The sequence below is a fragment of the Streptomyces sp. NPDC039423 genome, assembly GCF_055598725.1.
On sequence record NZ_JBVKAH010000002.1, the window covers coordinates 151065 to 172004 of the forward strand.

The window sequence follows — 20940 nt, forward strand, 5'->3', positions numbered from 1 at the left end:
AATGCCTCGTAAGGGCCCCGCCCCGAAGCGCCCGGTCATCATCGACCCGGTCTACGGCTCTCCTCTGGTGACCTCGCTCATCAACAAGATCCTGCTGAACGGCAAGCGCTCCACCGCCGAGCGGATCGTGTACGGCGCCATGGAAGGCCTCCGCGAGAAGACCGGCAACGACCCGGTCATCACGCTGAAGCGCGCCCTCGAGAACGTGAAGCCGTCTCTCGAGGTCAAGTCCCGCCGTGTCGGTGGCGCCACCTACCAGGTGCCGATCGAGGTCAAGCCCGGTCGCGCCTCCACGCTCGCGCTGCGCTGGCTCGTGGGTTACTCCCGCGCCCGTCGCGAGAAGACCATGACCGAGCGCCTCATGAACGAGCTCCTCGACGCCTCCAACGGCCTCGGTGCTTCGGTCAAGAAGCGTGAGGACACGCACAAGATGGCCGAGTCCAACAAGGCCTTCGCGCACTACCGCTGGTAGTCGCAACCCACATCGAGACCGAGAGAAGACTGAAGCCTTATGGCTACCACTTCGCTTGACCTGGCCAAGGTCCGCAACATCGGGATCATGGCCCACATCGACGCGGGCAAGACGACCACCACCGAGCGGATCCTGTTCTACACCGGCGTGTCGTACAAGATCGGTGAGGTCCACGACGGCGCCGCCACGATGGACTGGATGGAGCAGGAGCAGGAGCGCGGCATCACGATCACGTCCGCCGCGACGACCTGCCACTGGTCGCTCGAGGACGTCGACCACACCATCAACATCATCGACACCCCGGGTCACGTCGACTTCACCGTCGAGGTGGAGCGTTCGCTCCGCGTCCTCGACGGCGCCGTGACGGTGTTCGACGGTGTGGCCGGTGTGGAGCCGCAGTCCGAGACCGTTTGGCGTCAGGCGGACCGCTACGGCGTGCCGCGCATCTGCTTCGTCAACAAGCTCGACCGGACCGGCGCCGAGTTCCACCGCTGTGTCGACATGATCAGCGACCGCCTGGGCGCGCAGCCGATCGTCATGCAGCTCCCGATCGGCGCCGAGGCCGACTTCAAGGGCGTCATCGACCTCGTTCGGATGAAGGCTCTGGTCTGGTCCGCCGAGGCCGCCAAGGGCGAGATGTACGACATCGTCGACATCCCGGACACCCACACCGAGGCTGCCGAGGAGTACCGCGGCAAGCTGCTCGAGGCCGTGGCCGAGAACGACGAAGAGATCATGGAGCTGTACCTGGAGGGCCAGGAGCCGTCCGAGGAGCAGCTGTACGCCGCGATCCGTCGTATCACCATCGCCTCCGGCAAGGGCACCGGCACCACGGTGACCCCGGTGTTCTGCGGCACCGCGTTCAAGAACAAGGGCGTCCAGCCCCTGCTCGACGCGGTCGTGCGCTACCTGCCGTCGCCCGTCGACATCGAGGCCATCGAGGGCCACGACGTCAAGGACGCGGAGACGGTCGTCAAGCGCAGGCCGTCGGACGACGAGCCGCTGTCGGCGCTGGCGTTCAAGATCATGAGCGACCCGCACCTCGGCAAGCTCACCTTCGTCCGGATCTACTCCGGTCGCCTGGAGTCCGGCACCTCGGTGCTGAACTCGGTCAAGGGCAAGAAGGAGCGCATCGGCAAGATCTACCGCATGCACGCGAACAAGCGTGAGGAGATCGAGTCGGTGGGCGCCGGCGACATCATCGCCGTCATGGGTCTCAAGCAGACCACGACCGGTGAGACGCTGTGCGACGAGAAGAACCCGGTGATCCTGGAGTCCATGGACTTCCCGGCGCCGGTCATCGAGGTCGCCATCGAGCCCAAGTCCAAGGGTGACCAGGAGAAGCTGGGTGTCGCCATCCAGCGTCTCGCGGAGGAGGACCCCTCCTTCCAGGTGCACACCAACGAGGAGACCGGCCAGACCGTCATCGGCGGTATGGGCGAGCTTCACCTCGAGGTGCTCGTCGACCGCATGAAGCGCGAGTTCAAGGTCGAGGCCAACGTCGGTAAGCCTCAGGTCGCGTACCGTGAGACGATCCGCAAGGCCGTCGAGCGCGTGGACTACACCCACAAGAAGCAGACCGGTGGTACCGGTCAGTTCGCCAAGGTGCAGATCGCGGTCGAGCCGATCGAGGGCGGCGACGCCTCGTACGAGTTCGTCAACAAGGTCACCGGTGGCCGCATCCCGAAGGAATACATTCCTTCCGTGGACGCCGGCTGCCAGGAGGCCATGCAGTTCGGCATCCTCGCGGGCTACGAGATGACGGGCGTTCGCGTCACGCTTCTCGACGGTGCCTACCACGAGGTCGACTCCTCCGAGCTCGCGTTCAAGATCGCCGGTTCGCAGGCCTTCAAGGAGGCCGCGCGGAAGGCGTCCCCCGTGCTCCTGGAGCCGATGATGGCCGTCGAGGTCACCACGCCCGAGGACTACATGGGCGATGTCATCGGTGACATCAACTCCCGCCGTGGCCAGATCCAGGCCATGGAGGAGAGGGCGGGTGCCCGGGTCGTCAAGGGCCTGGTTCCGCTCTCGGAGATGTTCGGCTACGTCGGCGACCTCCGCAGCAAGACCTCGGGTCGCGCAAGCTACTCGATGCAGTTCGACTCCTACGCCGAGGTTCCGCGGAACGTCGCCGAGGAGATCATCGCGAAGGCCAAGGGCGAGTAACTCTCCCGGTTTCACGCTTTAGGCTTGACACCATCCGCCGGGGCTTCGGCCCCGAAACCCGAGGCAGGGCCCCGGCGGGTGGCCACCCAGCAAAGATCACCTGGCGCCGATGAGTAAGGCGTACCAGAACCACTCTCAGGAGGACCCCAGTGGCGAAGGCGAAGTTCGAGCGGACTAAGCCGCACGTCAACATCGGCACCATCGGTCACATTGACCACGGTAAGACGACCCTCACGGCCGCCATTACCAAGGTGCTGCACGACGCGTTCCCGGACCTGAACGAGGCCTCGGCGTTCGACCAGATCGACAAGGCTCCTGAGGAGCGCCAGCGCGGTATCACCATCTCCATCGCGCACGTCGAGTACCAGACCGAGTCGCGTCACTACGCCCACGTCGACTGCCCCGGTCACGCGGACTACATCAAGAACATGATCACCGGTGCTGCCCAGATGGACGGCGCCATCCTCGTGGTCGCCGCCACCGACGGCCCGATGCCGCAGACCAAGGAGCACGTGCTCCTGGCCCGCCAGGTCGGCGTTCCGTACATCGTCGTCGCCCTGAACAAGGCCGACATGGTGGACGACGAGGAGATCCTGGAGCTCGTCGAGCTCGAGGTTCGTGAGCTGCTCACCGAGTACGAGTTCCCGGGCGACGACGTTCCGGTCGTCAAGGTCTCGGCGCTCAAGGCGCTCGAGGGCGACAAGGAGTGGGGCCAGTCGGTCCTGAACCTGATGGCCGCCGTCGACGAGTCGATCCCGCAGCCCGAGCGCGACGTCGACAAGCCGTTCCTGATGCCGATCGAGGACGTCTTCACCATCACCGGTCGCGGTACGGTCGTCACCGGCCGCATCGAGCGTGGTGTCCTCAAGGTCAACGAGACCGTCGACATCATCGGCATCAAGACCGAGAAGACCACCACCACGGTCACCGGCATCGAGATGTTCCGCAAGCTGCTCGACGAGGGCCAGGCCGGTGAGAACGTCGGTCTGCTCCTCCGTGGCATCAAGCGCGAGGACGTCGAGCGCGGCCAGTGCATCATCAAGCCGGGCTCGGTCACCCCGCACACCGAGTTCGAGGCGCAGGCCTACATCCTGTCCAAGGACGAGGGTGGCCGCCACACGCCGTTCTTCAACAACTACCGCCCGCAGTTCTACTTCCGTACCACGGACGTGACCGGCGTCGTGACCCTCCCCGAGGGCACCGAGATGGTCATGCCGGGCGACAACACCACCATGTCCGTCCAGCTGATCCAGCCGGTCGCCATGGAGGAGGGCCTGAAGTTCGCCATCCGTGAGGGTGGCCGGACCGTCGGCGCCGGCCAGGTCACCAAGATCACGAAGTAATTCTGATCCGACCTGGTAGCTCTCCACCGAGCTGCAAGAAGGGCCCCGCACCGTGAGGTGCGGGGCCCTTCGCGTTCGTGCGGGCTCTTCGGGTTGGACTGTTCGGGCTCGTGCGGACCGTTCGGGCTCGTGCGGGCTCCGCGGGGCCCTTCGCCTCTTTCCCGCTCGCGGTTCTCCGGCCCGTCCGGCTCGCGGTGCTCAGCCCTGGGTACGCGGTTCCGGCGTCCAGGTCCAGGGGTGGGCGTCCGCGCCCAGGCCCACGGCCAGGAGGCCGTGCCGGGGGTGCGGGACGAGGGCGGCCCGCCCCAGCGGGACGACGCCTCCCGTGCGGGTGGCGAGCCGGCCGGCCGGGCCGGGCGTGCGGATGCGGACGCGGCCGCGGAGGTCCCTGCCGAGGAAGGCCGGCCCCCGGGGCGTGGCCGTCACCGTCACGGGGCCGTAGCCGTCGAGGGCGGCCTTCGGCGCGGGGGTGCCGTCCGGGCGTACCGCCGTCACGTCCGCGCGGGCGGGCCCGCGGTAGTACAGCACCAGACCGCCGTCCCCGGCCGGGGCCACCGCCACCGGACCGCCCGGGACGGGGAGCGCGCCGCCGGGGCGGAACGAGACCGGCCCGCCCAGCGTGTCCTGCGTCCAGTGGTGGACGTGCTCGCGGCCCGCCGCGAACAGGTGCACCCGCCCCGAGCCGTCCACCGCGGCCGACAGCCCGTCCTGGACCTCCGCACCGCCCAGGTCCCGCCACGGGCCCCACGTGCCGCCGGGCTCCCGGACGCGGCCGCTGACGCCCTTGTCCGCGTTGCGCACGAAGAGGTGCACCCGCCCGTCGGGGCCGGCCACCGCCACCGGCACGCCGAGCCGCCGCCCGCGGTCGTCGCCGCGCTCCGGGTTGCCGAGCCCGGTCCACGCGAGGAACGGCCCGCCCGGACGGCGCTGCTCCAGCAGCACCACCTCGCGCGCGTTCGGCCCGCCGTGCCCGCCGAGGGCGGCGAACCGGAGCCCGAACAGCAACTGGCGGCCGTCCGCCAGGGTCACCCCGCCGAGGCCCGGCGCCAGCGGTCCGCCGCCCAGGTCGCCCGGCTCGCCCCACTCCCCGCTGCCGGGGTGCGTCTCGCGCCAGCGCACCGCGCGCAGACCCAGCACCCCGTACACGGCCAGCCGCCCGTCCGGCTCGGTGGACACCACGGGGCCGGCGTCCGGGTAGCGGTAATGGGTGGCCCGTACCCAGCCCTTCTTGTTGGTGAGCGGCCGGTCACCCCCAACGTTGTAGTCGCCGCAGCCGCCGCTGTTGCCGCACGCCCAGGAGGGGTCGCCGCCGTAGGGCACGAGCTGGGCGGCCTTCTCCTTCAATACCGGAGCGGGGAGGTTCTTGGGCCAGTGCCGGTTGTAGTACCCGCGGAAGGACGTCGCCACGAACGCGGGCAGGGAGCCCCCGTCCCTGGTCGCGTCGGCCGCCCAGCGGACCATGGCGGCCCAGGAGAAGGACGCGACGGCGGTGTGGTCGGCGTGGTCCGAGTAGCCGGGCTGCTCGGAGTCCTTCTTCCGGGTCTTCTCGTCGCTGTGCTGGATGTCCGGGTCCGGGTCCAGCGTGTGGATCACGGTCGGCCGGTAGCGCTCCATGAGCCCGACCAGCACCTCGACGAGCGCGTCGTAGTCGTACGTGTCCGCCTTGCGTACCGGCGAGTCGTCGGCCACCACGGTCCGCAGGCCCAGCGCGCGGTCCTTCCACAGGCTCGGCAGGGCGGACCAGCGGCGTGGGGCGTGCATGGAGAGGTTGAGGAACACCAGCTCCACGCGGCGGTTGCCGTGGGTGAGGGTGTTGATCTCGGCGCGGCGGTCCCCCCGGAGGGTGATCACGCCCTTCTGCCAGGTGGTGAACGTGCCGAGCCCCAGCATGGTCGCGTACGCCTGGCGCAGGCCCTGGTGGCGGGCGGAGGAGTAGGCAGCCTTGTCGGCCGGGACGCCCGGCCGGCCGGGTATGTGGTTCTTCCCGTCGTGCTCGCCGGCGGTGACGTACACGGAGACGAGCGGGACGCCGGCGTCCAGCATCCGCCGGCCGTCGGGGTTCATGAAGTACAGGTCGTCGTCCGGGTGCGCCGCGATCTGCATGAGCTGCGCGCGCCGCGAGCTGGTGATCGGGATTCCCGGTGCCGGATCGGCCGTGGGCCCGCCGCGCCGGGGCGCGGGCACCGAGCACCCGGTGACGGCGGCCACCGCCGCGGCCCCCGCGGACGCGAGGAGACCCCGGCGCCGCACACCCGCGGGGCCCGGCCCCGCCCCCCGTATGTCGTCCACGTCCCGCTTCCCCCGTCGGCCCAACCACCCGCGTTCTGCGGTCGGTTAGACGGAAAATCGGGGTATCGGGTTGCCCTGCCGTCGCGCGGCGTTCAGCGGCCGATCACTTCAGCGTGTACTCGCACATGCTCGAACCGGGGTTCTTGTCGTCGGCGCCCGCGTTGTCCGCGACCTTCTTGCCGTCGACGGTGATCACGCAGGGCGCCGCCTTGAGCATGCCATTCCCGTCCGTCACGGACCCGGGTACGACGGACACCACGGTGCCGGCCTTCTTCTCGGCCTCGGTGGTGAGGGTGATGGTGGCCGTCTTCTTCCAGGGCAGCGTCACCTGCTCACCCTTGTTGGTCTCCAGGTTGTAGTACACGAGCGTGGAGCCCGTGCCCCGCACTTCGAGGGTGACCTGGTGGCTGACGGGCCCGTCGCCGCCGGCCGCCCCGGGTGCCCCGGCCGCCGCGGACGGCTTCCCGGCGGGCTTCGGACTGTCCTCGCTCCCGCTGCCGCCACATCCCGTCAGCAGGGCGGCGGTCAGGACGAGTGCGGTGGTGGTGACCGTTCGGCGCATGTTTCCCCCATGATCGAATGCAAACGGTCCGATCATAGTGTCGTCATGCGCCGGCGGAACGGTCCCCGCCGGCGGAACGGTCCCCGTCGGCGGGGGGACCGGCGGGCGTCCCGGCCCGGCCGGCCCGCCCGGTCCGGCTCCCGCCCGCCCGTTCCGTCAGATCCGCGAGGCGCCGCAGGTCGTCGTGCACCGACTGCCGTTCCTCCTCGGTCAGGTCGACCGCCTCGGCGCGGGCGAGGGAGGACGCCGCCGTCCCGTGGTCGCCGAGGCGGACGGCGACATCCGCGCGGAGGGCGAGGAGGCGCAGCAACTGGGCCGGGGTGGGCCGCTCGTCCTCCAGGCGCAGGACCCGGTCGAGGATCTTCGCGGCTCCCGCCGGGTCGTCCCGGGAGTCGGCGAACAGCGCGGCGAGGTGCAGGGCCCGGGCGAAGGTCTCCCGAGGAGCGGGCCGGTGATGCCGGTCGGGGTGCGTCGGGCGGCCTACGCGGACGCAGTTGCCGCCCGGGTCGGTCAGGAGGAACTGCCGCATCCCGTGGGACGTGTCGGACACCGCTCCGATGCGCGGCAGACCGCGGGTCGGGACCTTGCCGTACGCGGCCTTGAGGCCGGCGCGGAAGGCGTCGTGGAGCCCGTCGACGTCGTCGGTGACGACGTAACACGTGCTGTACGACGCGGTCGGCTCGTAGCGCTTCATCCCGAAGAAATGGAGCTGGATGTCGCCCCGTTCGACGACCGCGTAGGGATTGGGGCTCGTCTGCTGGAAGGTCACCTCGAAGCCGAGGGCCGTGTAGAAGTCGAGGACGGGCCGGAGGGTCCGGCAGGGCAGGATCGGAATCGTCTTCTCGCTCACCCTTTCCACTCTAATCAAATTTGACTACTCCGTCACGCGTCCAGCGTGATCGAGTTCTTCGCGCGTTCGAGGGACTCCTCCGACGCGGGCCCGCCCGGGTTCTCCGTCGCGAGCGCCTGGTTCACGGTGACGAACGGCCGCATGCGCGACTCGTACGCGGCGAAGGCCGCCCGGTGGTCGCCGGCGCTCCGCGCCAGCTCGTCCGCCAGGACGTGGGCCCCCACCAGGGCCAGGCTGGTGCCCTGTCCGGAGAGGGGGGAGGGACAGTAACCGGCGTCGCCGAGCAGGACCGTACGGCCCCGGGACCAGCGGTCCATGTGGATCTGGGCCATCGCGTCGCAGTAGAAATCGGGCGCCTCCCGCGCGGCCTTCGCCAGCCGGTCGCCCTCCCAGCGGACGGTGGCGAGCCGGTCGGTGACCAGCGAGGCGAGGTCGGTGTCGCGGGGGAGCGGCGGGGACTCGAACCCGAACGCGATCCGCAGCTCGCGGTTGTTCCGTACGGGCATGATCCCGAAGCCGGCGTCGCCGTCGCGCATCCACACCTGCCAGTGGTCCAGGCCGAGGAAGTTGTCCGCGCCGAACACGGACAGGTAGCTGCCCAGGTGCCGGATGAAGTCCTCCTCGGGGCCGAACGCCAGCCGCCGGACCGTCGAGTGCAGCCCGTCCGCGCCGACCACCAGGTCGAAGCGGCGCGACGGACCGTGCGTGAAGTCCGCCGCGACCCCGTGGGCGTCCTCGGTCAGCGCGGTGAGGCCGTCGCCGAAGACGTACTCCACACCGCCGTCCTCGCACGCCCGCTCGTGCAGCAGCCGCGCCAGGTCGTCGCGCAGCACCTCGATGTCGTCGTTGTCGAGCCGGCCGCTGCTGAGCGCGTACTCGGTCGAGCGGTCGATCTCCGTGCCCTCGGCGTCCAGGACCGACATGCCGCGCGTGCGGGTCCGGAGCTCCCGGGCCCGTTCCAGTACGCCGATGCGGTCCACCACCTCCAGGGCCACGCCCCGGACGTCGATCGCCTGCCCGCCGGCGCGCGGCTCCGGGGCCCGCTCGACGACGGTGACGGCGAACCCCCGGCGGTGGAGGAGGTGGGCGAGCGCGGATCCGGCGATGCCGGCGCCGGAAATGAGGACGGACTGCATGGGGGAGCTCCCTTCGGTACGGTGTACGCGACTGAATGTACGGCGTACACACAGGCCTGCCAACAGGCATAAAGGAGCTGCTGTACTAGTTCACAGGGCCCGGAAACCGCCATCCGCGCTGCTAGGCTCTGCCCTAGTACAGGGCGGACAGCCGGCGAAAAAGCCGACAAGAAAAATCCGGGAAGAGAGGTGGCGCCGCATGGGCGACCAGCCCCCCTACCTCCGTATCGCCGCCGACATCCGGCGGCGCGTCGCCGACGGGGACCTCCGCCCCGGGGACCGCGTGCCCTCCACCCGGCAGATCGCCCAGCGGTGGGGCGTCGCCCTCGCCACGGCCACCAAGGCACTGACCACGCTGCGCCTGGAGGGCGTGGTCGAGGCCCGGCCCCGGGTGGGCACCGTCGTCGCCGGGCCCAGCACCCCCGCCGCGCCCCCGCAGCCCCGGCGCGCCGCGGACCCGGACCTCACACGGGACCGCGTGGTACGGGCCGCCATGGAGATCGCCGACGCCGAGGGCCTGGCCGCGCTGTCGATGCGCGGGGTCGCCGCCCGCCTCGGAGTGGCCGCGATGTCCCCGTACCGCCACGTCGGCAGCAAGGACGAGCTCGTCGCCCTGATGACCGACGCCGCCTACGGGGAGGTCACCCACCCCGCCGTACCGCCCGAGGGCTGGCGCGCCCGGCTGGAGACGGGGGCGCGCGCCATGTGGGAGGTGTGCCGCCGGCACCCGTGGGTCGCCCAGATCGGTCCGCTCAGCCGCCCGCTCGTCCTGCCGAACCTGATGGCGCACGGCGAATGGGTGCTCGCCGCACTGGAGGCGAGCGGCCTCGACGCCAGGACCCGGTTCGACATCCACCTGCTCGTCTACAACTACGTCCAGGGACTCGCCGTCAACCTGGAGCGCGAGGTCCAGGCCCAGGCCTCCACCGGCCTCACCGAGGACGAGTGGATGGACGGCCAGGAGGCCGCCATGCGCGCCATCCTCACCTCCGGCCGCTTCCCGGCCCTCACCCGCACGATCACCGGCTTCGACGGCGGCTACGACCTCGACCTCGACGCCCTGTTCACCTTCGGCCTCACGCCCCTGCTGGACGGCATCGCGCTGATCGTCGAGGGCTCGCGGGAGTGCTCGCGGGAGGGCTCGGGAAAGGGCTCACGGAAGGGGTGACGCGTATCTCGTCGTGCCGTGGGGTAATCTCTTCGGCTCGATTGGCGTGGGCTCCGCCCGGTATGGCAGACTGTCGGGGTTGCTCGGTTGAGTGCCGATGCTGCGCGCCTCCCGCCGGGAGGACCGGAAGCGAGTCCCACAGTACTCGTCGCCCCTGATCAGGGGCGGACGTACGGGAATCTTCCGGGAAGTGTCAGCGGGGCGCCGACCAGGCACCCGGTGGGTGTTCCACCCCCGACGCTCTTGATTGAGCACAGCGCGGTCCTCGGGCCCGCACCCCCTCGGTTGGGAAATCCTTCGGGAGATCTACGTAGAGGGGATGCGACACGCCCGACCGCGTGGGTCGGAGGAGGGGCTGTGATTCCCAGGCGGTGACGCCAAGGGGGAAGCGGCCCACCAGGTTCCAGAGCGTTACGAGAGACAGGACTACTGAGTAGCCATGGCGGGACAGAAGATCCGCATCCGGCTCAAGGCCTACGACCACGAGGTCATCGACTCGTCGGCGAAGAAGATCGTCGAGACGGTGACGCGCACTGGTGCGTCGGTCGCGGGCCCGGTGCCGCTGCCCACTGAGAAGAACGTGTACTGCGTCATCAAGTCGCCGCACAAGTACAAGGACTCGCGCGAGCACTTCGAGATGCGCACGCACAAGCGCCTCATCGACATCCTCGACCCCACGCCGAAGACGGTTGACTCGCTGATGCGTCTCGACCTGCCGGCCGGCGTCGACATCGAGATCAAGCTCTGAGGTGACGCGCGAGATGGCTAAGAACATTAAGGGCGTCCTGGGCGAGAAGCTCGGCATGACCCAGGTCTGGGACGAGAACAACCGCGTCGTCCCGGTGACCGTCGTCAAGGCCGGGCCCTGCGTCGTCACCCAGGTCCGCAGCAACGACACCGACGGCTACGAGTCGGTCCAGATCGCCTTCGGCGAGATCGACCCGCGCAAGGTGAACAAGCCCCTCAAGGGTCACTTCGCCAAGGCCGACGTCACCCCGCGCCGCCACCTGGTGGAGATCCGCACCGCTGACGCCTCCGAGTACACGCTCGGCCAGGAGATCACCGCTGAGGTCTTCGAGGCGGGCGTCAAGGTCGACGTCACCGGCAAGAGCAAGGGCAAGGGCTTCGCCGGTGTCATGAAGCGCCACAACTTCCGTGGCCTGGGCGCCGGACACGGTACCCAGCGCAAGCACCGCTCGCCCGGTTCCATCGGTGGCTGCGCCACCCCGGGCCGTGTGTTCAAGGGCCTCCGCATGGCGGGCCGCATGGGCAACGAGCGGGTCACCACCCAGAACCTGACCGTCCACGCCGTTGACGCGGAGAAGGGTCTGCTCCTGATCAAGGGTGCGGTTCCTGGTCCGAACGGCGGCCTCGTCCTGGTCCGTACCGCGGCCAAGGGGGCCTGAGGTAACGATGAGCACCATTGACATCCTTTCGCCGGCAGGCGACAAGGCCGGTACCGTCGAGCTCCCCGCGGAGATCTTCGACGCGAAGACCAGCGTTCCGCTGATCCACCAGGTCGTCGTCGCACAGCTGGCCGCTGCCCGTCAGGGCACGCACAAGACCAAGACCCGTGGCGAAGTCCGCGGTGGTGGCAAGAAGCCTTACCGCCAGAAGGGCACCGGCCGCGCCCGTCAGGGTTCGACCCGCGCCCCGCAGTTCGCCGGCGGTGGCGTCGTCCACGGCCCCGTGCCGCGTGACTACTCGCAGCGCACCCCGAAGAAGATGAAGGCCGCCGCCCTGCGCGGTGCCCTCTCGGACCGGGCGCGTCACTCCCGCATCCACGTCGTCACCGGCGTGGTCGAGGGCGAGGTCTCCACCAAGGCCGCCAAGACGCTGTTCGGCAAGATCTCGGAGCGCAAGAACCTGCTCCTGGTCGTCGACCGCGCCGACGAGGCCGCGTGGCTCTCCGCCCGCAACCTGCCCCAGGTTCACATCCTGGAGCCGGGCCAGCTGAACACGTACGACGTGATCGTCTCCGACGACGTGGTCTTCACCAAGGCCGCCTTCGAGTCCTTCGTGTCTGGCCCCAAGGCCGATGACAACGAGGGGAGCGAGGCCTGATGGCCGAGATCACCAGCAAGACCTTCTCCGACCCGCGTGACGTTCTCGTCAAGCCGGTTGTCTCCGAGAAGAGCTACGCGCTGCTCGACGAGAACAAGTACACGTTCATCGTGGCGCCCACCGCGAACAAGACCCAGATCAAGCAGGCCGTCGAGGCGGTCTTCTCGGTCAAGGTCACGTCGGTGAACACGATCAACCGCCAGGGCAAGCGCAAGCGCACCCGCACCGGTTTCGGTAAGCGCGCGAACACCAAGCGCGCCATCGTGACCCTTGCTGAGGGCAACCGTATCGACATCTTCGGCGGTCCGACCGCCTAAGGGCGGTCTGGATCGTCCGAATATCGGACGAGGACTGAGAAATGGGTATCCGCAAGTACAAGCCGACGACTCCGGGCCGTCGTGGCTCCAGCGTCGCCGACTTTGTCGAGATCACGCGGTCCACGCCGGAGAAGTCGCTGGTCCGCCCCCTGCACAGCAAGGGCGGCCGTAACAACACCGGTCGTGTGACCGTCCGTCACCAGGGCGGTGGCCACAAGCGCGCCTACCGCGTGATCGACTTCCGTCGTCACGACAAGGACGGCGTGCCGGCCAAGGTCGCTCACATCGAGTACGACCCGAACCGCACCGCGCGCATCGCGCTCCTCCACTACGTGGACGGCGAGAAGCGCTACATCATCGCTCCGCGTGGCCTGAACCAGGGCGACCGGATCGAGAACGGCCCCGGCGCCGACATCAAGCCCGGCAACAACCTGGCCCTCCGCAACATCCCGGTCGGTACCACGATCCACGCGATCGAGCTCCGTCCCGGCGGTGGCGCCAAGTTCGCCCGCTCCGCGGGTGCCTCCGTGCAGCTGCTCGCGAAGGAGGGCCAGATGGCCCACCTGCGCATGCCTTCCGGTGAGATCCGCCTGGTCGACGTCCGCTGCCGCGCCACGATCGGCGAGGTCGGCAACGCCGAGCAGTCGAACATCAACTGGGGCAAGGCCGGCCGCAAGCGCTGGCTGGGCGTTCGCCCGACCGTCCGTGGTGTCGCCATGAACCCGGTCGACCACCCGCACGGTGGTGGTGAGGGCAAGACCTCCGGTGGTCGCCACCCGGTCTCCCCCTGGGGTCAGAAGGAGGGTCGTACTCGTTCTCCCAAGAAGGCGAGCAACAAGTACATCGTCCGCCGCCGCAAGACGAACAAGAAGCGCTAGGAGCGGGTTTAGATGCCGCGTAGTCTCAAGAAGGGGCCCTTCGTCGACGACCACCTGATCAAGAAGGTGGACACTCAGAACGAAGCCGGCACCAAGAACGTCATCAAGACCTGGTCCCGTCGCTCGATGATCGTCCCGGCCATGCTCGGCCACACGATCGCGGTGCACAACGGCAAGACCCACATCCCGGTGTTCGTCACCGAGTCGATGGTCGGCCACAAGCTCGGCGAGTTCTCGCCGACTCGCACCTTCCGCGGCCACGTCAAGGACGACCGGAAGTCGAAGCGCCGCTAACGCGGGGTGACAGACCATGACGAACGTGTCAGACACTGAAGGGACAACCATGGAAGCCAGGGCCCAGGCGCGGTACATCCGCGTCACGCCCATGAAGGCCCGCCGCGTGGTGGACCTCATCCGTGGCATGGACGCCACGGAGGCTCAGGCGGTCCTGCGTTTCGCCCCGCAGGCCGCGAGCGTGCCGGTGGGCAAGGTGCTGGACAGCGCCATTGCCAACGCCGCGCACAACTACGACCACACGGACGCCTCTTCGCTGTACATCAGCGAGGCGTACGTCGACGAGGGCCCGACCCTGAAGCGGTTCCGTCCGCGTGCTCAGGGCCGTGCCTACCGGATCCGCAAGCGGACCAGCCACATCACCGTGGTCGTCAGCAGCAAGGAAGGAACCCGGTAATGGGCCAGAAGGTAAACCCGCACGGGTTCCGGCTCGGCATCACCACCGACTTCAAGTCGCGTTGGTACGCCGACAAGCTGTACAAGGACTACGTCAAGGAAGACGTCGCCATCCGTCGGATGATGACGTCCGGCATGGAGCGCGCCGGCATCTCGAAGGTGGAGATCGAGCGCACCCGTGACCGCGTGCGGGTGGACATCCACACCGCTCGTCCCGGCATCGTCATCGGCCGCCGTGGCGCCGAGGCCGACCGCATCCGCGGTGACCTCGAGAAGCTCACGGGCAAGCAGGTCCAGCTGAACATCCTCGAGGTCAAGAACCCCGAGGTCGACGCTCAGCTCGTGGCCCAGGCCGTTGCCGAGCAGCTGTCCTCCCGCGTCTCCTTCCGCCGCGCCATGCGTAAGAGCATGCAGTCGGCCATGAAGGCGGGCGCCAAGGGCATCAAGATCCAGTGTGGTGGCCGTCTCGGCGGCGCCGAGATGTCCCGCTCGGAGTTCTACCGCGAGGGCCGTGTGCCGCTGCACACGCTCCGCGCGAACGTCGAGTACGGCTTCTTCGAGGCCAAGACGACCTTCGGCCGCATCGGCGTGAAGGTCTGGATCTACAAGGGCGACGTCAAGAACATCGCCGAGGTCCGCGCCGAGAACGCTGCTGCCCGCGCCGGCAACCGCCCGGCCCGTGGTGGCGCCGACCGCCCGGCCCGTGGTGGCCGCGGTGGCGAGCGTGGCGGTCGCGGTCGCAAGCCGCAGCAGGCTGCCGGCGCCGAGGCCCCCAAGGCCGAGGCCGCCGCCGCCGCTCCGGCTGAGAGCACCGGAACGGAGGCCTGACCGACATGCTGATCCCCCGTAGGGTCAAGCACCGCAAGCAGCACCACCCCAAGCGCCGCGGTATGGCCAAGGGTGGTACGACGGTTGCGTTCGGCGAGTACGGCATCCAGGCCATGACTCCGGCGTACGTGACCAACCGCCAGATCGAGGCGGCTCGTATCGCGATGACCCGCCACATCAAGCGTGGCGGCAAGGTCTGGATCAACATCTACCCGGACCGCCCGCTGACGAAGAAGCCTGCCGAGACCCGCATGGGTTCCGGTAAGGGTTCCCCGGAGTGGTGGGTCGCGAACGTGCACCCGGGCCGGGTCATGTTCGAGCTGTCCTACCCGAACGAGAAGATCGCACGTGAGGCTCTGACTCGCGCGGCCCACAAGCTGCCGATGAAGTGCCGGATCGTCAAGCGCGAGGCAGGTGAAGCGTGATGTCGGCCGGTACCAAGGCGTCCGAGCTGCGCGAGCTGGGCAACGAGGAGCTTGTTGCCAAGCTCCGCGAGGCCAAGGAAGAGCTGTTCAACCTCCGCTTCCAGGCGGCGACGGGTCAGCTCGAGAACCACGGTCGGCTCAAGTCCGTCCGTAAGGACATCGCCCGGATCTACACCCTGATGCGTGAGCGCGAGCTGGGCATCGAAACGGTGGAGAGCGCCTGATGAGCGAGAGCAACGTGACTGAGAACAAGGAAGCGCGCGGATTCCGCAAGACCCGTGAGGGTCTGGTCGTCAGCGACAAGATGGACAAGACCGTCGTCGTCGCCGTCGAGGACCGCGTCAAGCACGCGCTGTACGGCAAGGTCATCCGCCGTACGAACAAGCTCAAGGCGCACGACGAGCAGAACGCCGCGGGCGTCGGCGACCGCGTCCTCCTCATGGAGACCCGGCCGCTGTCCGCGACGAAGCGCTGGCGCGTCGTCGAGATCCTCGAGAAGGCCAAGTAATTTTGCGGGGTCCCCTCCCTGACGGGAGGGGTCCCGCATGCCCCCCGCTGAGGCGTCACTGCCCCAGCACTTAGTTCCGCCAGGCTCGGCAGGGGCTCCCCGTGAAAAGGCAGCCCCTGCCGGGAACCGGCAGACGATCAGGAGATAGACGTGATCCAGCAGGAGTCGCGACTGCGTGTCGCCGACAACACTGGTGCCAAGGAGATCCTTTGCATCCGTGTTCTCGGTGGTTCCGGTCGCCGCTACGCGGGCATCGGTGACGTCATCGTCGCCACCGTCAAGGACGCGATCCCCGGTGGCAACGTGAAGAAGGGTGACGTCGTCAAGGCGGTCATCGTTCGCACCGTCAAGGAGCGCCGCCGCCAGGACGGCTCGTACATCCGCTTCGACGAGAACGCCGCCGTCATTCTGAAGAACGACGGCGACCCTCGCGGCACCCGTATCTTCGGCCCCGTGGGCCGTGAGCTGCGCGAGAAGAAGTTCATGAAGATCATCTCGCTCGCGCCGGAGGTGCTGTAAGCATGAAGATCAAGAAGGGCGACCTGGTCCAGGTCATCACCGGTAAGGACAAGGGCAAGCAGGGCAAGGTCATCGCGGCCTTCCCCCGCGAGGACCGTGTCCTGGTCGAGGGTGTCAACCGGGTCAAGAAGCACACCAAGGCCGGTCAGACCGCTCGCGGTTCGCAGACCGGTGGCATCGTCACGACCGAGGCCCCGATCCACGTGAGCAACGTTCAGCTCGTGGTGGAGAAGGACGGCAACAAGGTCGTCACGCGCGTCGGTTACCGCTTCGACGACGAGGGCAACAAGATCCGCGTTGCCAAGCGGACGGGTGAGGACATCTGATGGCTACCACCACCACTCCGCGTCTCAAGACGAAGTACCGCGAGGAGATCGCGGGCAAGCTGCGTGAGGAGTTCTCGTACGAGAACGTCATGCAGGTTCCCGGCCTCGTGAAGATCGTGGTCAACATGGGTGTGGGCGACGCCGCCCGCGACTCCAAGCTGATCGACGGGGCCATCAAGGACCTCACCACGATCACCGGCCAGAAGCCGGCCGTCACCAAGGCCCGCAAGTCCATCGCGCAGTTCAAGCTGCGTGAGGGCCAGCCCATCGGCGCTCACGTCACCCTGCGTGGCGACCGCATGTGGGAGTTCCTGGACCGCACCCTGTCGCTGGCGCTCCCGCGCATCCGCGACTTCCGCGGCCTGTCCCCCAAGCAGTTCGACGGCCGGGGCAACTACACCTTCGGTCTCACGGAGCAGGTCATGTTCCACGAGATCGACCAGGACAAGATCGACCGTGTCCGGGGTATGGACATCACCGTGGTGACCACGGCGACCAACGACGAAGAGGGCCGTGCGCTCCTCCGTCACCTCGGCTTCCCGTTCAAGGAGGCGTAAGCGAGATGGCGAAGAAGGCTCTCATCGCGAAGGCTGCCCGCAAGCCCAAGTTCGGCGTGCGCGCGTACACCCGCTGCCAGCGCTGCGGTCGTCCGCACTCCGTCTACCGCAAGTTCGGCCTGTGCCGCGTGTGCCTCCGTGAGATGGCTCACCGTGGCGAGCTGCCGGGCGTGACCAAGAGCTCCTGGTAACAGCCCTTTCGGGTTGATCCAGGACTCTCGGTAAGCATCTGGTCGGCAGGAGCCCCGCCCCGCATGTCGTAGGCTTGTGGGGTTGGGCGCCTGCCGCCCGTACGACTTACTACGCCGTAGGTCCCCGCACCGCACCCGTCCCGCCCATGAGCGGGGAGAGGGATGGCGCATACAGGAAACCCCGGCGAGAGAGGCCGAAGGCCAATTCATGACCATGACTGATCCGATCGCAGACATGCTTACGCGTCTGCGGAACGCGAACTCGGCGTACCACGACTCCGTGACGATGCCGCACAGCAAGATCAAGTCTCACATCGCGGAAATCCTCCAGCAGGAGGGCTTCATCACGGGCTGGCGCGTCGAGGACGCCGAGGTTGGCAAGAACCTCGTCCTCGAGCTCAAGTTCGGTCCGAACCGTGAGCGCTCCATCGCGGGCATCAAGCGGATCTCGAAGCCCGGTCTGCGGGTTTACGCGAAGTCCACCAACCTGCCGAAGGTCCTCGGCGGTCTGGGCGTGGCGATCATCTCCACGTCCCACGGCCTCCTGACCGGCCAGCAGGCGCAGAAGAAGGGCGTGGGTGGGGAAGTCCTCGCCTACGTCTGGTAGTCGGGAACGGAGGAAAAGCTAATGTCGCGTATTGGCAAGCTCCCCATCACGGTTCCCGCCGGCGTGGACGTCACCATCGAGGGCCGCACGGTCACGGTGAAGGGTTCCAAGGGCACCCTGAGCCACACCGTCGCCGCGCCGATCGAGATCGTTAAGGGCGAGGACGGCGTTCTGAACGTCACCCGTCCGAACGACGAGCGTCAGAACAAGGCCCTTCACGGCCTGTCCCGCACGCTGGTGGCCAACATGATCACCGGTGTGACCCAGGGGTACACGAAGGCGCTCGAGATCAGCGGTGTCGGTTACCGCGTGGCCGCGAAGGGCTCCAACCTGGAGTTCCAGCTCGGCTACAGCCACCCGATCCTGGTGGAGGCCCCCGAGGGCATCTCCTTCAAGGTCGAGTCGCCGACCAAGTTCTCGGTCGAGGGCATCGACAAGCAGAAGGTCGGCGAGGTCGCCGCGAACATCCGCAAGCTTCGCAAGCCCGACCCCTACAAGGCCAAGGGCGTGAAGTACGCGGGTGAGGTCATCCGCCGCAAGGTCGGAAAGGCTGGTAAGTAAGCCATGGCATACGGCGTGAAGATTGCCAAGGGCAAGGCCTACAAGGGCGCTGCTCTGAAGCGTCGCCACATCCGCATCCGCAAGAAGATCGCGGGTACGACCGAGCGTCCGCGCCTGGTCGTCACGCGCTCCAACCGCGGGATCACCGCTCAGGTCATCGACGACATCGCGGGTCACACCCTCGCGTCGGCGTCCACCCTGGACGCGTCCATCCGCGGCGGCGAAGGCGACAAGTCGGCGAAGGCGAAGCAGGTCGGCCAGCTCGTGGCCGAGCGTGCCAAGGCCGCCGGCATCGAGGCTGTCGTGTTCGACCGTGGCGGCAACCAGTACGCCGGGCGCATCGCCGCCCTGGCGGACGCCGCCCGCGAAGCCGGGCTCAAGTTCTGAGCCGGTTCCGTAGCTCAGCGGAAAACGAAGAGAGGTAATTCCAATGGCTGGACCCCAGCGCCGCGGAAGCGGTGCCGGTGGCGGCGAGCGGCGGGACCGGAAGGGCCGTGACGGCGGCGCTGCTGCCGCCGAGAAGACCGCGTACGTTGAGCGCGTCGTCGCGATCAACCGCGTCGCCAAGGTTGTGAAGGGTGGTCGTCGCTTCAGCTTCACCGCGCTGGTCGTGGTGGGCGACGGTGACGGCACCGTGGGTGTCGGTTACGGCAAGGCCAAGGAGGTGCCGGCCGCCATCGCCAAGGGTGTTGAGGAGGCCAAGAAGCACTTCTTCAAGGTCCCCCGTATCCAGGGCACCATCCCGCACCCGATCACGGGCGAGAAGGCCGCGGGCGTCGTCCTGCTCAAGCCTGCTTCCCCCGGTACCGGCGTTATCGCCGGTGGCCCGGTGCGTGCGGTGCTCGAGTGCGCCGGCGTCCACGACATCCTGTCGAAGTCGCTCGGCTCGTCCAACGCGATCAACATCGTGCACGCGACCGTGGCGGCCCTCAAGGGCCTGCAGCGTCCCGAGGAGATCGCGGCTCGCCGTGGTCTGCCCCTCGAGGACGTCGCCCCCGCGGCTCTCCTCCGTGCGCGTGCAGGGGCGGGTGCGTAATGGCTCGCCTCAAGGTCACGCAGACGAAGTCGTACATCGGCAGCAAGCAGAACCACCGCGACACCCTGCGTTCCCTGGGCCTCAAGCGCCTGGGTGACGTGGTCGTCAAGGAGGACCGCCCCGAGTTCCGCGGAATGGTGCACACCGTCCGCCACCTCGTGACGGTCGAGGAGGTCGACTGACATGGCGGAGCAGAACCCGCTGAAGGTCCACAACCTCCGTCCCGCCCCCGGTGCCAAGACCGCGAAGACCCGTGTCGGTCGTGGTGAGGCGTCGAAGGGTAAGACGGCCGGTCGTGGTACCAAGGGCACCAAGGCCCGTTACCAGGTTCCGGAGCGCTTCGAGGGTGGGCAGATGCCCCTCCACATGCGTCTCCCGAAGCTCAAGGGCTTCAAGAACCCGTTCCGCACCGAGTACCAGGTCGTGAACCTGGACAAGCTCGCCTCGCTCTACCCCGAGGGTGGCGAGGTCACGGTGGCCGACCTGGTCGCCAAGGGCGCGGTGCGCAAGAACAGCCTCGTCAAGGTCCTGGGCCAGGGCGAGATCTCCGTGGCGCTGCAGGTGTCGGTGGACGCCGTCTCCGGCTCCGCCAAGGAGAAGATCACCAACGCCGGTGGCACGGTGACCGAGCTCGTCTGAGCCTCGGCCGCCAGCCGCTCCGGCTGAGCAACGGCCCGGGTCGTCCCTCATCGAGGGATGACCCGGGCCGTTGTCGTTCGTGCGGGTCCGGGACGGCCGCCGACGCTGGCGATCAGACGCGATCGTAAGTGATCGATTTCGGTCGTCATCCTGGCGTGACCGCCGCCACAAACGCCTCCCTCGCGTCCTGGCGGAGCGGCTCTACGAAGGCGATCCCCCCGCCCGCCGGCCGGTGCCCCGGGAACGGACGGCGAAAAGATCGAGCCAGGTGGCGAACCGGCTCCGCCCTTTTTCCCTTGCCGCCCTTCTCGGCGTCCGCCTACGATCCTCGTGACCATTTCATTTGATTGCGCATGACATTCGCGCGGGGGATCGACCGGGGAATTCACCCCCTGTTTTCGCCTGCCTGAAAAGCATGCGCATAAACGGGAGGGAAAAAGATGTCGCTGCGTGCTGATGTCACTGCCCTGGCGAATTCCACGGTCGACTCCGACGCCCGTGGCGTGGTTGCCGCCGCCGTCGGCGGCCCGGTGCTCGCGACGCCGGCCACGGTGCTCGTCGCGACGGCCATCCCGGCCGTCACCGCCACCCCGACGATCACCCGGCTCGGCGGCTACCAGCCCGACGGTGAGGCCGACGTGCCGAGCTTCTCGGTCGAGAGCGGCCTCTCGGCGGACCGGCTGATCGACGCGCGTCTCTCCGCCTGACCCCTCGGGGGCCCGCCTTCGAGGCGGCAGGTGAGAAACAACCGGTGGCCGTCGCCCGCTCGTCGGGCGGCGGCCACCGGCCCGTCGTGCAGGAGCCGTGC

The 20940-nt window shown here is 68.4% G+C and carries 30 protein-coding genes; 26 read left to right on the plus strand and 4 right to left on the minus strand.

What is annotated here, in order from left to right; all coding sequences use genetic code 11:
• The first annotated feature begins 1 nt into the window (after nucleotide 1).
• The 3 genes from rpsG to tuf all read left to right on the plus strand — a co-directional run bounded on the left by rpsG (nucleotide 2) and on the right by tuf (nucleotide 3981).
• Nucleotides 2-472 carry a 30S ribosomal protein S7 gene (rpsG, locus tag ACZ7LK_RS06625; RefSeq protein ID WP_031076642.1) on the plus strand — a complete coding sequence of 157 codons (471 nt, stop codon included), beginning with the start codon at nucleotides 2-4 and terminating at the stop codon, nucleotides 470-472.
• Nucleotides 473-511: 39 nt separating this feature from the next.
• Complete coding sequence (gene fusA, locus ACZ7LK_RS06630; protein ID WP_392272533.1) at nucleotides 512-2638, plus strand: elongation factor G; 2127 nt, start codon at nucleotides 512-514, stop codon at nucleotides 2636-2638.
• A 149-nt stretch (nucleotides 2639-2787) separates the two neighbouring features.
• The gene (tuf, locus tag ACZ7LK_RS06635; protein WP_064069958.1) at nucleotides 2788-3981 is read left to right on the plus strand and encodes an elongation factor Tu; all 1194 of its coding nucleotides are present in this window, start codon (nucleotides 2788-2790) and stop codon (nucleotides 3979-3981) included.
• Nucleotides 3982-4179: 198 nt separating this feature from the next.
• Here tuf and ACZ7LK_RS06640 read toward each other — a convergent pair whose 3' ends face one another.
• The 4 genes from ACZ7LK_RS06640 to ACZ7LK_RS06655 all read right to left on the minus strand — a co-directional run bounded on the left by ACZ7LK_RS06640 (nucleotide 4180) and on the right by ACZ7LK_RS06655 (nucleotide 8818).
• The gene (locus ACZ7LK_RS06640; RefSeq protein WP_469464328.1) at nucleotides 4180-6231 is read right to left on the minus strand and encodes a PIG-L family deacetylase; all 2052 of its coding nucleotides are present in this window, start codon (nucleotides 6229-6231) and stop codon (nucleotides 4180-4182) included.
• A gap of 142 nt (nucleotides 6232-6373) precedes the next feature.
• The gene (locus ACZ7LK_RS06645) at nucleotides 6374-6832 is read right to left on the minus strand and encodes a hypothetical protein (RefSeq protein ID WP_471138737.1); all 459 of its coding nucleotides are present in this window, start codon (nucleotides 6830-6832) and stop codon (nucleotides 6374-6376) included.
• A gap of 43 nt (nucleotides 6833-6875) precedes the next feature.
• Complete coding sequence (locus tag ACZ7LK_RS06650) at nucleotides 6876-7682, minus strand: bleomycin resistance protein (RefSeq protein ID WP_471138739.1); 807 nt, start codon at nucleotides 7680-7682, stop codon at nucleotides 6876-6878.
• A gap of 32 nt (nucleotides 7683-7714) precedes the next feature.
• Nucleotides 7715-8818, minus strand: coding sequence for an FAD-dependent monooxygenase (locus ACZ7LK_RS06655; protein WP_471138741.1), 1104 nt, complete (start codon nucleotides 8816-8818; stop codon nucleotides 7715-7717).
• Nucleotides 8819-9017: 199 nt separating this feature from the next.
• On the opposite strand from ACZ7LK_RS06655, the gene ACZ7LK_RS06660 reads away from it, so the two are divergent.
• The 23 genes from ACZ7LK_RS06660 to ACZ7LK_RS06770 all read left to right on the plus strand — a co-directional run bounded on the left by ACZ7LK_RS06660 (nucleotide 9018) and on the right by ACZ7LK_RS06770 (nucleotide 20839).
• Nucleotides 9018-9986: a TetR/AcrR family transcriptional regulator C-terminal domain-containing protein gene (locus tag ACZ7LK_RS06660; protein WP_471138743.1), complete on the plus strand. Its 969-nt coding sequence runs from the start codon at nucleotides 9018-9020 to the stop codon at nucleotides 9984-9986.
• 439 nt (nucleotides 9987-10425) lie between these two features.
• Nucleotides 10426-10734, plus strand: coding sequence for a 30S ribosomal protein S10 (rpsJ, locus tag ACZ7LK_RS06665; protein ID WP_003948644.1), 309 nt, complete (start codon nucleotides 10426-10428; stop codon nucleotides 10732-10734).
• Nucleotides 10735-10747: 13 nt separating this feature from the next.
• Nucleotides 10748-11392 carry a 50S ribosomal protein L3 gene (gene rplC / locus ACZ7LK_RS06670; protein ID WP_064070111.1) on the plus strand — a complete coding sequence of 215 codons (645 nt, stop codon included), beginning with the start codon at nucleotides 10748-10750 and terminating at the stop codon, nucleotides 11390-11392.
• A gap of 7 nt (nucleotides 11393-11399) precedes the next feature.
• Complete coding sequence (rplD, locus tag ACZ7LK_RS06675; RefSeq protein ID WP_392272529.1) at nucleotides 11400-12050, plus strand: 50S ribosomal protein L4; 651 nt, start codon at nucleotides 11400-11402, stop codon at nucleotides 12048-12050.
• Nucleotides 12050-12367, plus strand: coding sequence for a 50S ribosomal protein L23 (rplW, locus tag ACZ7LK_RS06680; protein ID WP_064069950.1), 318 nt, complete (start codon nucleotides 12050-12052; stop codon nucleotides 12365-12367). The genes rplD and rplW overlap by 1 nt, the downstream gene beginning before the upstream one ends.
• 41 nt (nucleotides 12368-12408) lie before the next feature.
• Nucleotides 12409-13245 carry a 50S ribosomal protein L2 gene (gene rplB, locus ACZ7LK_RS06685; protein ID WP_344363073.1) on the plus strand — a complete coding sequence of 279 codons (837 nt, stop codon included), beginning with the start codon at nucleotides 12409-12411 and terminating at the stop codon, nucleotides 13243-13245.
• Nucleotides 13246-13257: 12 nt separating this feature from the next.
• Nucleotides 13258-13539: a 30S ribosomal protein S19 gene (gene rpsS, locus ACZ7LK_RS06690; protein WP_003974263.1), complete on the plus strand. Its 282-nt coding sequence runs from the start codon at nucleotides 13258-13260 to the stop codon at nucleotides 13537-13539.
• 49 nt (nucleotides 13540-13588) lie between these two features.
• Complete coding sequence (rplV, locus tag ACZ7LK_RS06695; RefSeq protein ID WP_030685471.1) at nucleotides 13589-13936, plus strand: 50S ribosomal protein L22; 348 nt, start codon at nucleotides 13589-13591, stop codon at nucleotides 13934-13936.
• Nucleotides 13936-14763 (plus strand): 30S ribosomal protein S3, encoded by an 828-nt coding sequence (gene rpsC / locus ACZ7LK_RS06700; protein WP_392272528.1) that lies wholly within the window; start codon nucleotides 13936-13938, stop codon nucleotides 14761-14763. The genes rplV and rpsC overlap by 1 nt, the downstream gene beginning before the upstream one ends.
• Nucleotides 14764-14768: 5 nt before the next feature.
• Nucleotides 14769-15188, plus strand: coding sequence for a 50S ribosomal protein L16 (gene rplP / locus ACZ7LK_RS06705; protein ID WP_005313579.1), 420 nt, complete (start codon nucleotides 14769-14771; stop codon nucleotides 15186-15188).
• On the plus strand, nucleotides 15188-15412 hold the full coding sequence (gene rpmC / locus ACZ7LK_RS06710; protein ID WP_031076670.1) for a 50S ribosomal protein L29: 225 nt from the start codon (nucleotides 15188-15190) through the stop codon (nucleotides 15410-15412). The genes rplP and rpmC overlap by 1 nt, the downstream gene beginning before the upstream one ends.
• Nucleotides 15412-15696: a 30S ribosomal protein S17 gene (gene rpsQ / locus ACZ7LK_RS06715; RefSeq protein ID WP_039656223.1), complete on the plus strand. Its 285-nt coding sequence runs from the start codon at nucleotides 15412-15414 to the stop codon at nucleotides 15694-15696. The genes rpmC and rpsQ overlap by 1 nt, the downstream gene beginning before the upstream one ends.
• Before the next feature lie 150 nt (nucleotides 15697-15846).
• Nucleotides 15847-16215, plus strand: a complete 369-nt coding sequence (gene rplN / locus ACZ7LK_RS06720) for a 50S ribosomal protein L14 (protein ID WP_003956455.1) — start codon at nucleotides 15847-15849, stop codon at nucleotides 16213-16215.
• A gap of 2 nt (nucleotides 16216-16217) precedes the next feature.
• The gene (rplX, locus tag ACZ7LK_RS06725) at nucleotides 16218-16541 is read left to right on the plus strand and encodes a 50S ribosomal protein L24 (RefSeq protein ID WP_019888758.1); all 324 of its coding nucleotides are present in this window, start codon (nucleotides 16218-16220) and stop codon (nucleotides 16539-16541) included.
• Nucleotides 16541-17098, plus strand: a complete 558-nt coding sequence (gene rplE / locus ACZ7LK_RS06730) for a 50S ribosomal protein L5 (protein ID WP_064069947.1) — start codon at nucleotides 16541-16543, stop codon at nucleotides 17096-17098. The genes rplX and rplE overlap by 1 nt, the downstream gene beginning before the upstream one ends.
• Before the next feature lie 5 nt (nucleotides 17099-17103).
• Nucleotides 17104-17289 carry a type Z 30S ribosomal protein S14 gene (locus ACZ7LK_RS06735; RefSeq protein WP_003956452.1) on the plus strand — a complete coding sequence of 62 codons (186 nt, stop codon included), beginning with the start codon at nucleotides 17104-17106 and terminating at the stop codon, nucleotides 17287-17289.
• Nucleotides 17290-17497: 208 nt separating this feature from the next.
• Nucleotides 17498-17896: a 30S ribosomal protein S8 gene (gene rpsH, locus ACZ7LK_RS06740; protein WP_084897853.1), complete on the plus strand. Its 399-nt coding sequence runs from the start codon at nucleotides 17498-17500 to the stop codon at nucleotides 17894-17896.
• A gap of 21 nt (nucleotides 17897-17917) precedes the next feature.
• Nucleotides 17918-18457, plus strand: coding sequence for a 50S ribosomal protein L6 (gene rplF, locus ACZ7LK_RS06745; protein ID WP_064069946.1), 540 nt, complete (start codon nucleotides 17918-17920; stop codon nucleotides 18455-18457).
• Nucleotides 18458-18460: 3 nt separating this feature from the next.
• The gene (gene rplR, locus ACZ7LK_RS06750) at nucleotides 18461-18844 is read left to right on the plus strand and encodes a 50S ribosomal protein L18 (protein WP_031076680.1); all 384 of its coding nucleotides are present in this window, start codon (nucleotides 18461-18463) and stop codon (nucleotides 18842-18844) included.
• 43 nt (nucleotides 18845-18887) lie between these two features.
• Nucleotides 18888-19493 (plus strand): 30S ribosomal protein S5, encoded by a 606-nt coding sequence (gene rpsE / locus ACZ7LK_RS06755; RefSeq protein WP_006376045.1) that lies wholly within the window; start codon nucleotides 18888-18890, stop codon nucleotides 19491-19493.
• Complete coding sequence (gene rpmD / locus ACZ7LK_RS06760) at nucleotides 19493-19675, plus strand: 50S ribosomal protein L30 (RefSeq protein ID WP_041130781.1); 183 nt, start codon at nucleotides 19493-19495, stop codon at nucleotides 19673-19675. Before rpsE ends, rpmD begins: the two co-directional genes overlap by 1 nt.
• A 1-nt stretch (nucleotide 19676) precedes the next feature.
• Complete coding sequence (gene rplO, locus ACZ7LK_RS06765; RefSeq protein ID WP_392272527.1) at nucleotides 19677-20132, plus strand: 50S ribosomal protein L15; 456 nt, start codon at nucleotides 19677-19679, stop codon at nucleotides 20130-20132.
• A 440-nt stretch (nucleotides 20133-20572) separates the two neighbouring features.
• A complete protein-coding gene (locus tag ACZ7LK_RS06770; RefSeq protein ID WP_469464307.1) occupies nucleotides 20573-20839 on the plus strand; it encodes a hypothetical protein in 267 nt (88 codons plus the stop codon).
• Nucleotides 20840-20940 lie beyond the last annotated feature (101 nt).

Bases quoted from the DNA above. Each gene is read 5' to 3' on its own strand.
- rpsG (WP_031076642.1), top strand. From the start codon at position 2: ATGCCTCGTAAGGGCCCCGCCCCGAAGCGCCCGGTCATCATCGACCCG.
- fusA (WP_392272533.1), top strand. From the start codon at position 512: ATGGCTACCACTTCGCTTGACCTGGCCAAGGTCCGCAACATCGGGATC.
- ACZ7LK_RS06645 (WP_471138737.1), bottom strand. From the start codon at position 6,832: ATGCGCCGAACGGTCACCACCACCGCACTCGTCCTGACCGCCGCCCTG.
- ACZ7LK_RS06655 (WP_471138741.1), bottom strand. From the start codon at position 8,818: ATGCAGTCCGTCCTCATTTCCGGCGCCGGCATCGCCGGATCCGCGCTC.
- ACZ7LK_RS06660 (WP_471138743.1), top strand. From the start codon at position 9,018: ATGGGCGACCAGCCCCCCTACCTCCGTATCGCCGCCGACATCCGGCGG.
- rpsJ (WP_003948644.1), top strand. From the start codon at position 10,426: ATGGCGGGACAGAAGATCCGCATCCGGCTCAAGGCCTACGACCACGAG.
- rplC (WP_064070111.1), top strand. From the start codon at position 10,748: ATGGCTAAGAACATTAAGGGCGTCCTGGGCGAGAAGCTCGGCATGACC.
- rplD (WP_392272529.1), top strand. From the start codon at position 11,400: ATGAGCACCATTGACATCCTTTCGCCGGCAGGCGACAAGGCCGGTACC.
- rplW (WP_064069950.1), top strand. From the start codon at position 12,050: ATGGCCGAGATCACCAGCAAGACCTTCTCCGACCCGCGTGACGTTCTC.
- rplB (WP_344363073.1), top strand. From the start codon at position 12,409: ATGGGTATCCGCAAGTACAAGCCGACGACTCCGGGCCGTCGTGGCTCC.
- rpsS (WP_003974263.1), top strand. From the start codon at position 13,258: ATGCCGCGTAGTCTCAAGAAGGGGCCCTTCGTCGACGACCACCTGATC.
- rplV (WP_030685471.1), top strand. From the start codon at position 13,589: ATGGAAGCCAGGGCCCAGGCGCGGTACATCCGCGTCACGCCCATGAAG.
- rpsC (WP_392272528.1), top strand. From the start codon at position 13,936: ATGGGCCAGAAGGTAAACCCGCACGGGTTCCGGCTCGGCATCACCACC.
- rplP (WP_005313579.1), top strand. From the start codon at position 14,769: ATGCTGATCCCCCGTAGGGTCAAGCACCGCAAGCAGCACCACCCCAAG.
- rpmC (WP_031076670.1), top strand. From the start codon at position 15,188: ATGTCGGCCGGTACCAAGGCGTCCGAGCTGCGCGAGCTGGGCAACGAG.
- rpsQ (WP_039656223.1), top strand. From the start codon at position 15,412: ATGAGCGAGAGCAACGTGACTGAGAACAAGGAAGCGCGCGGATTCCGC.
- rplX (WP_019888758.1), top strand. From the start codon at position 16,218: ATGAAGATCAAGAAGGGCGACCTGGTCCAGGTCATCACCGGTAAGGAC.
- rplE (WP_064069947.1), top strand. From the start codon at position 16,541: ATGGCTACCACCACCACTCCGCGTCTCAAGACGAAGTACCGCGAGGAG.
- ACZ7LK_RS06735 (WP_003956452.1), top strand. From the start codon at position 17,104: ATGGCGAAGAAGGCTCTCATCGCGAAGGCTGCCCGCAAGCCCAAGTTC.
- rpsH (WP_084897853.1), top strand. From the start codon at position 17,498: ATGACCATGACTGATCCGATCGCAGACATGCTTACGCGTCTGCGGAAC.
- rplF (WP_064069946.1), top strand. From the start codon at position 17,918: ATGTCGCGTATTGGCAAGCTCCCCATCACGGTTCCCGCCGGCGTGGAC.
- rplR (WP_031076680.1), top strand. From the start codon at position 18,461: ATGGCATACGGCGTGAAGATTGCCAAGGGCAAGGCCTACAAGGGCGCT.
- rpsE (WP_006376045.1), top strand. From the start codon at position 18,888: ATGGCTGGACCCCAGCGCCGCGGAAGCGGTGCCGGTGGCGGCGAGCGG.
- rpmD (WP_041130781.1), top strand. From the start codon at position 19,493: ATGGCTCGCCTCAAGGTCACGCAGACGAAGTCGTACATCGGCAGCAAG.
- rplO (WP_392272527.1), top strand. From the start codon at position 19,677: ATGGCGGAGCAGAACCCGCTGAAGGTCCACAACCTCCGTCCCGCCCCC.
- ACZ7LK_RS06770 (WP_469464307.1), top strand. From the start codon at position 20,573: ATGTCGCTGCGTGCTGATGTCACTGCCCTGGCGAATTCCACGGTCGAC.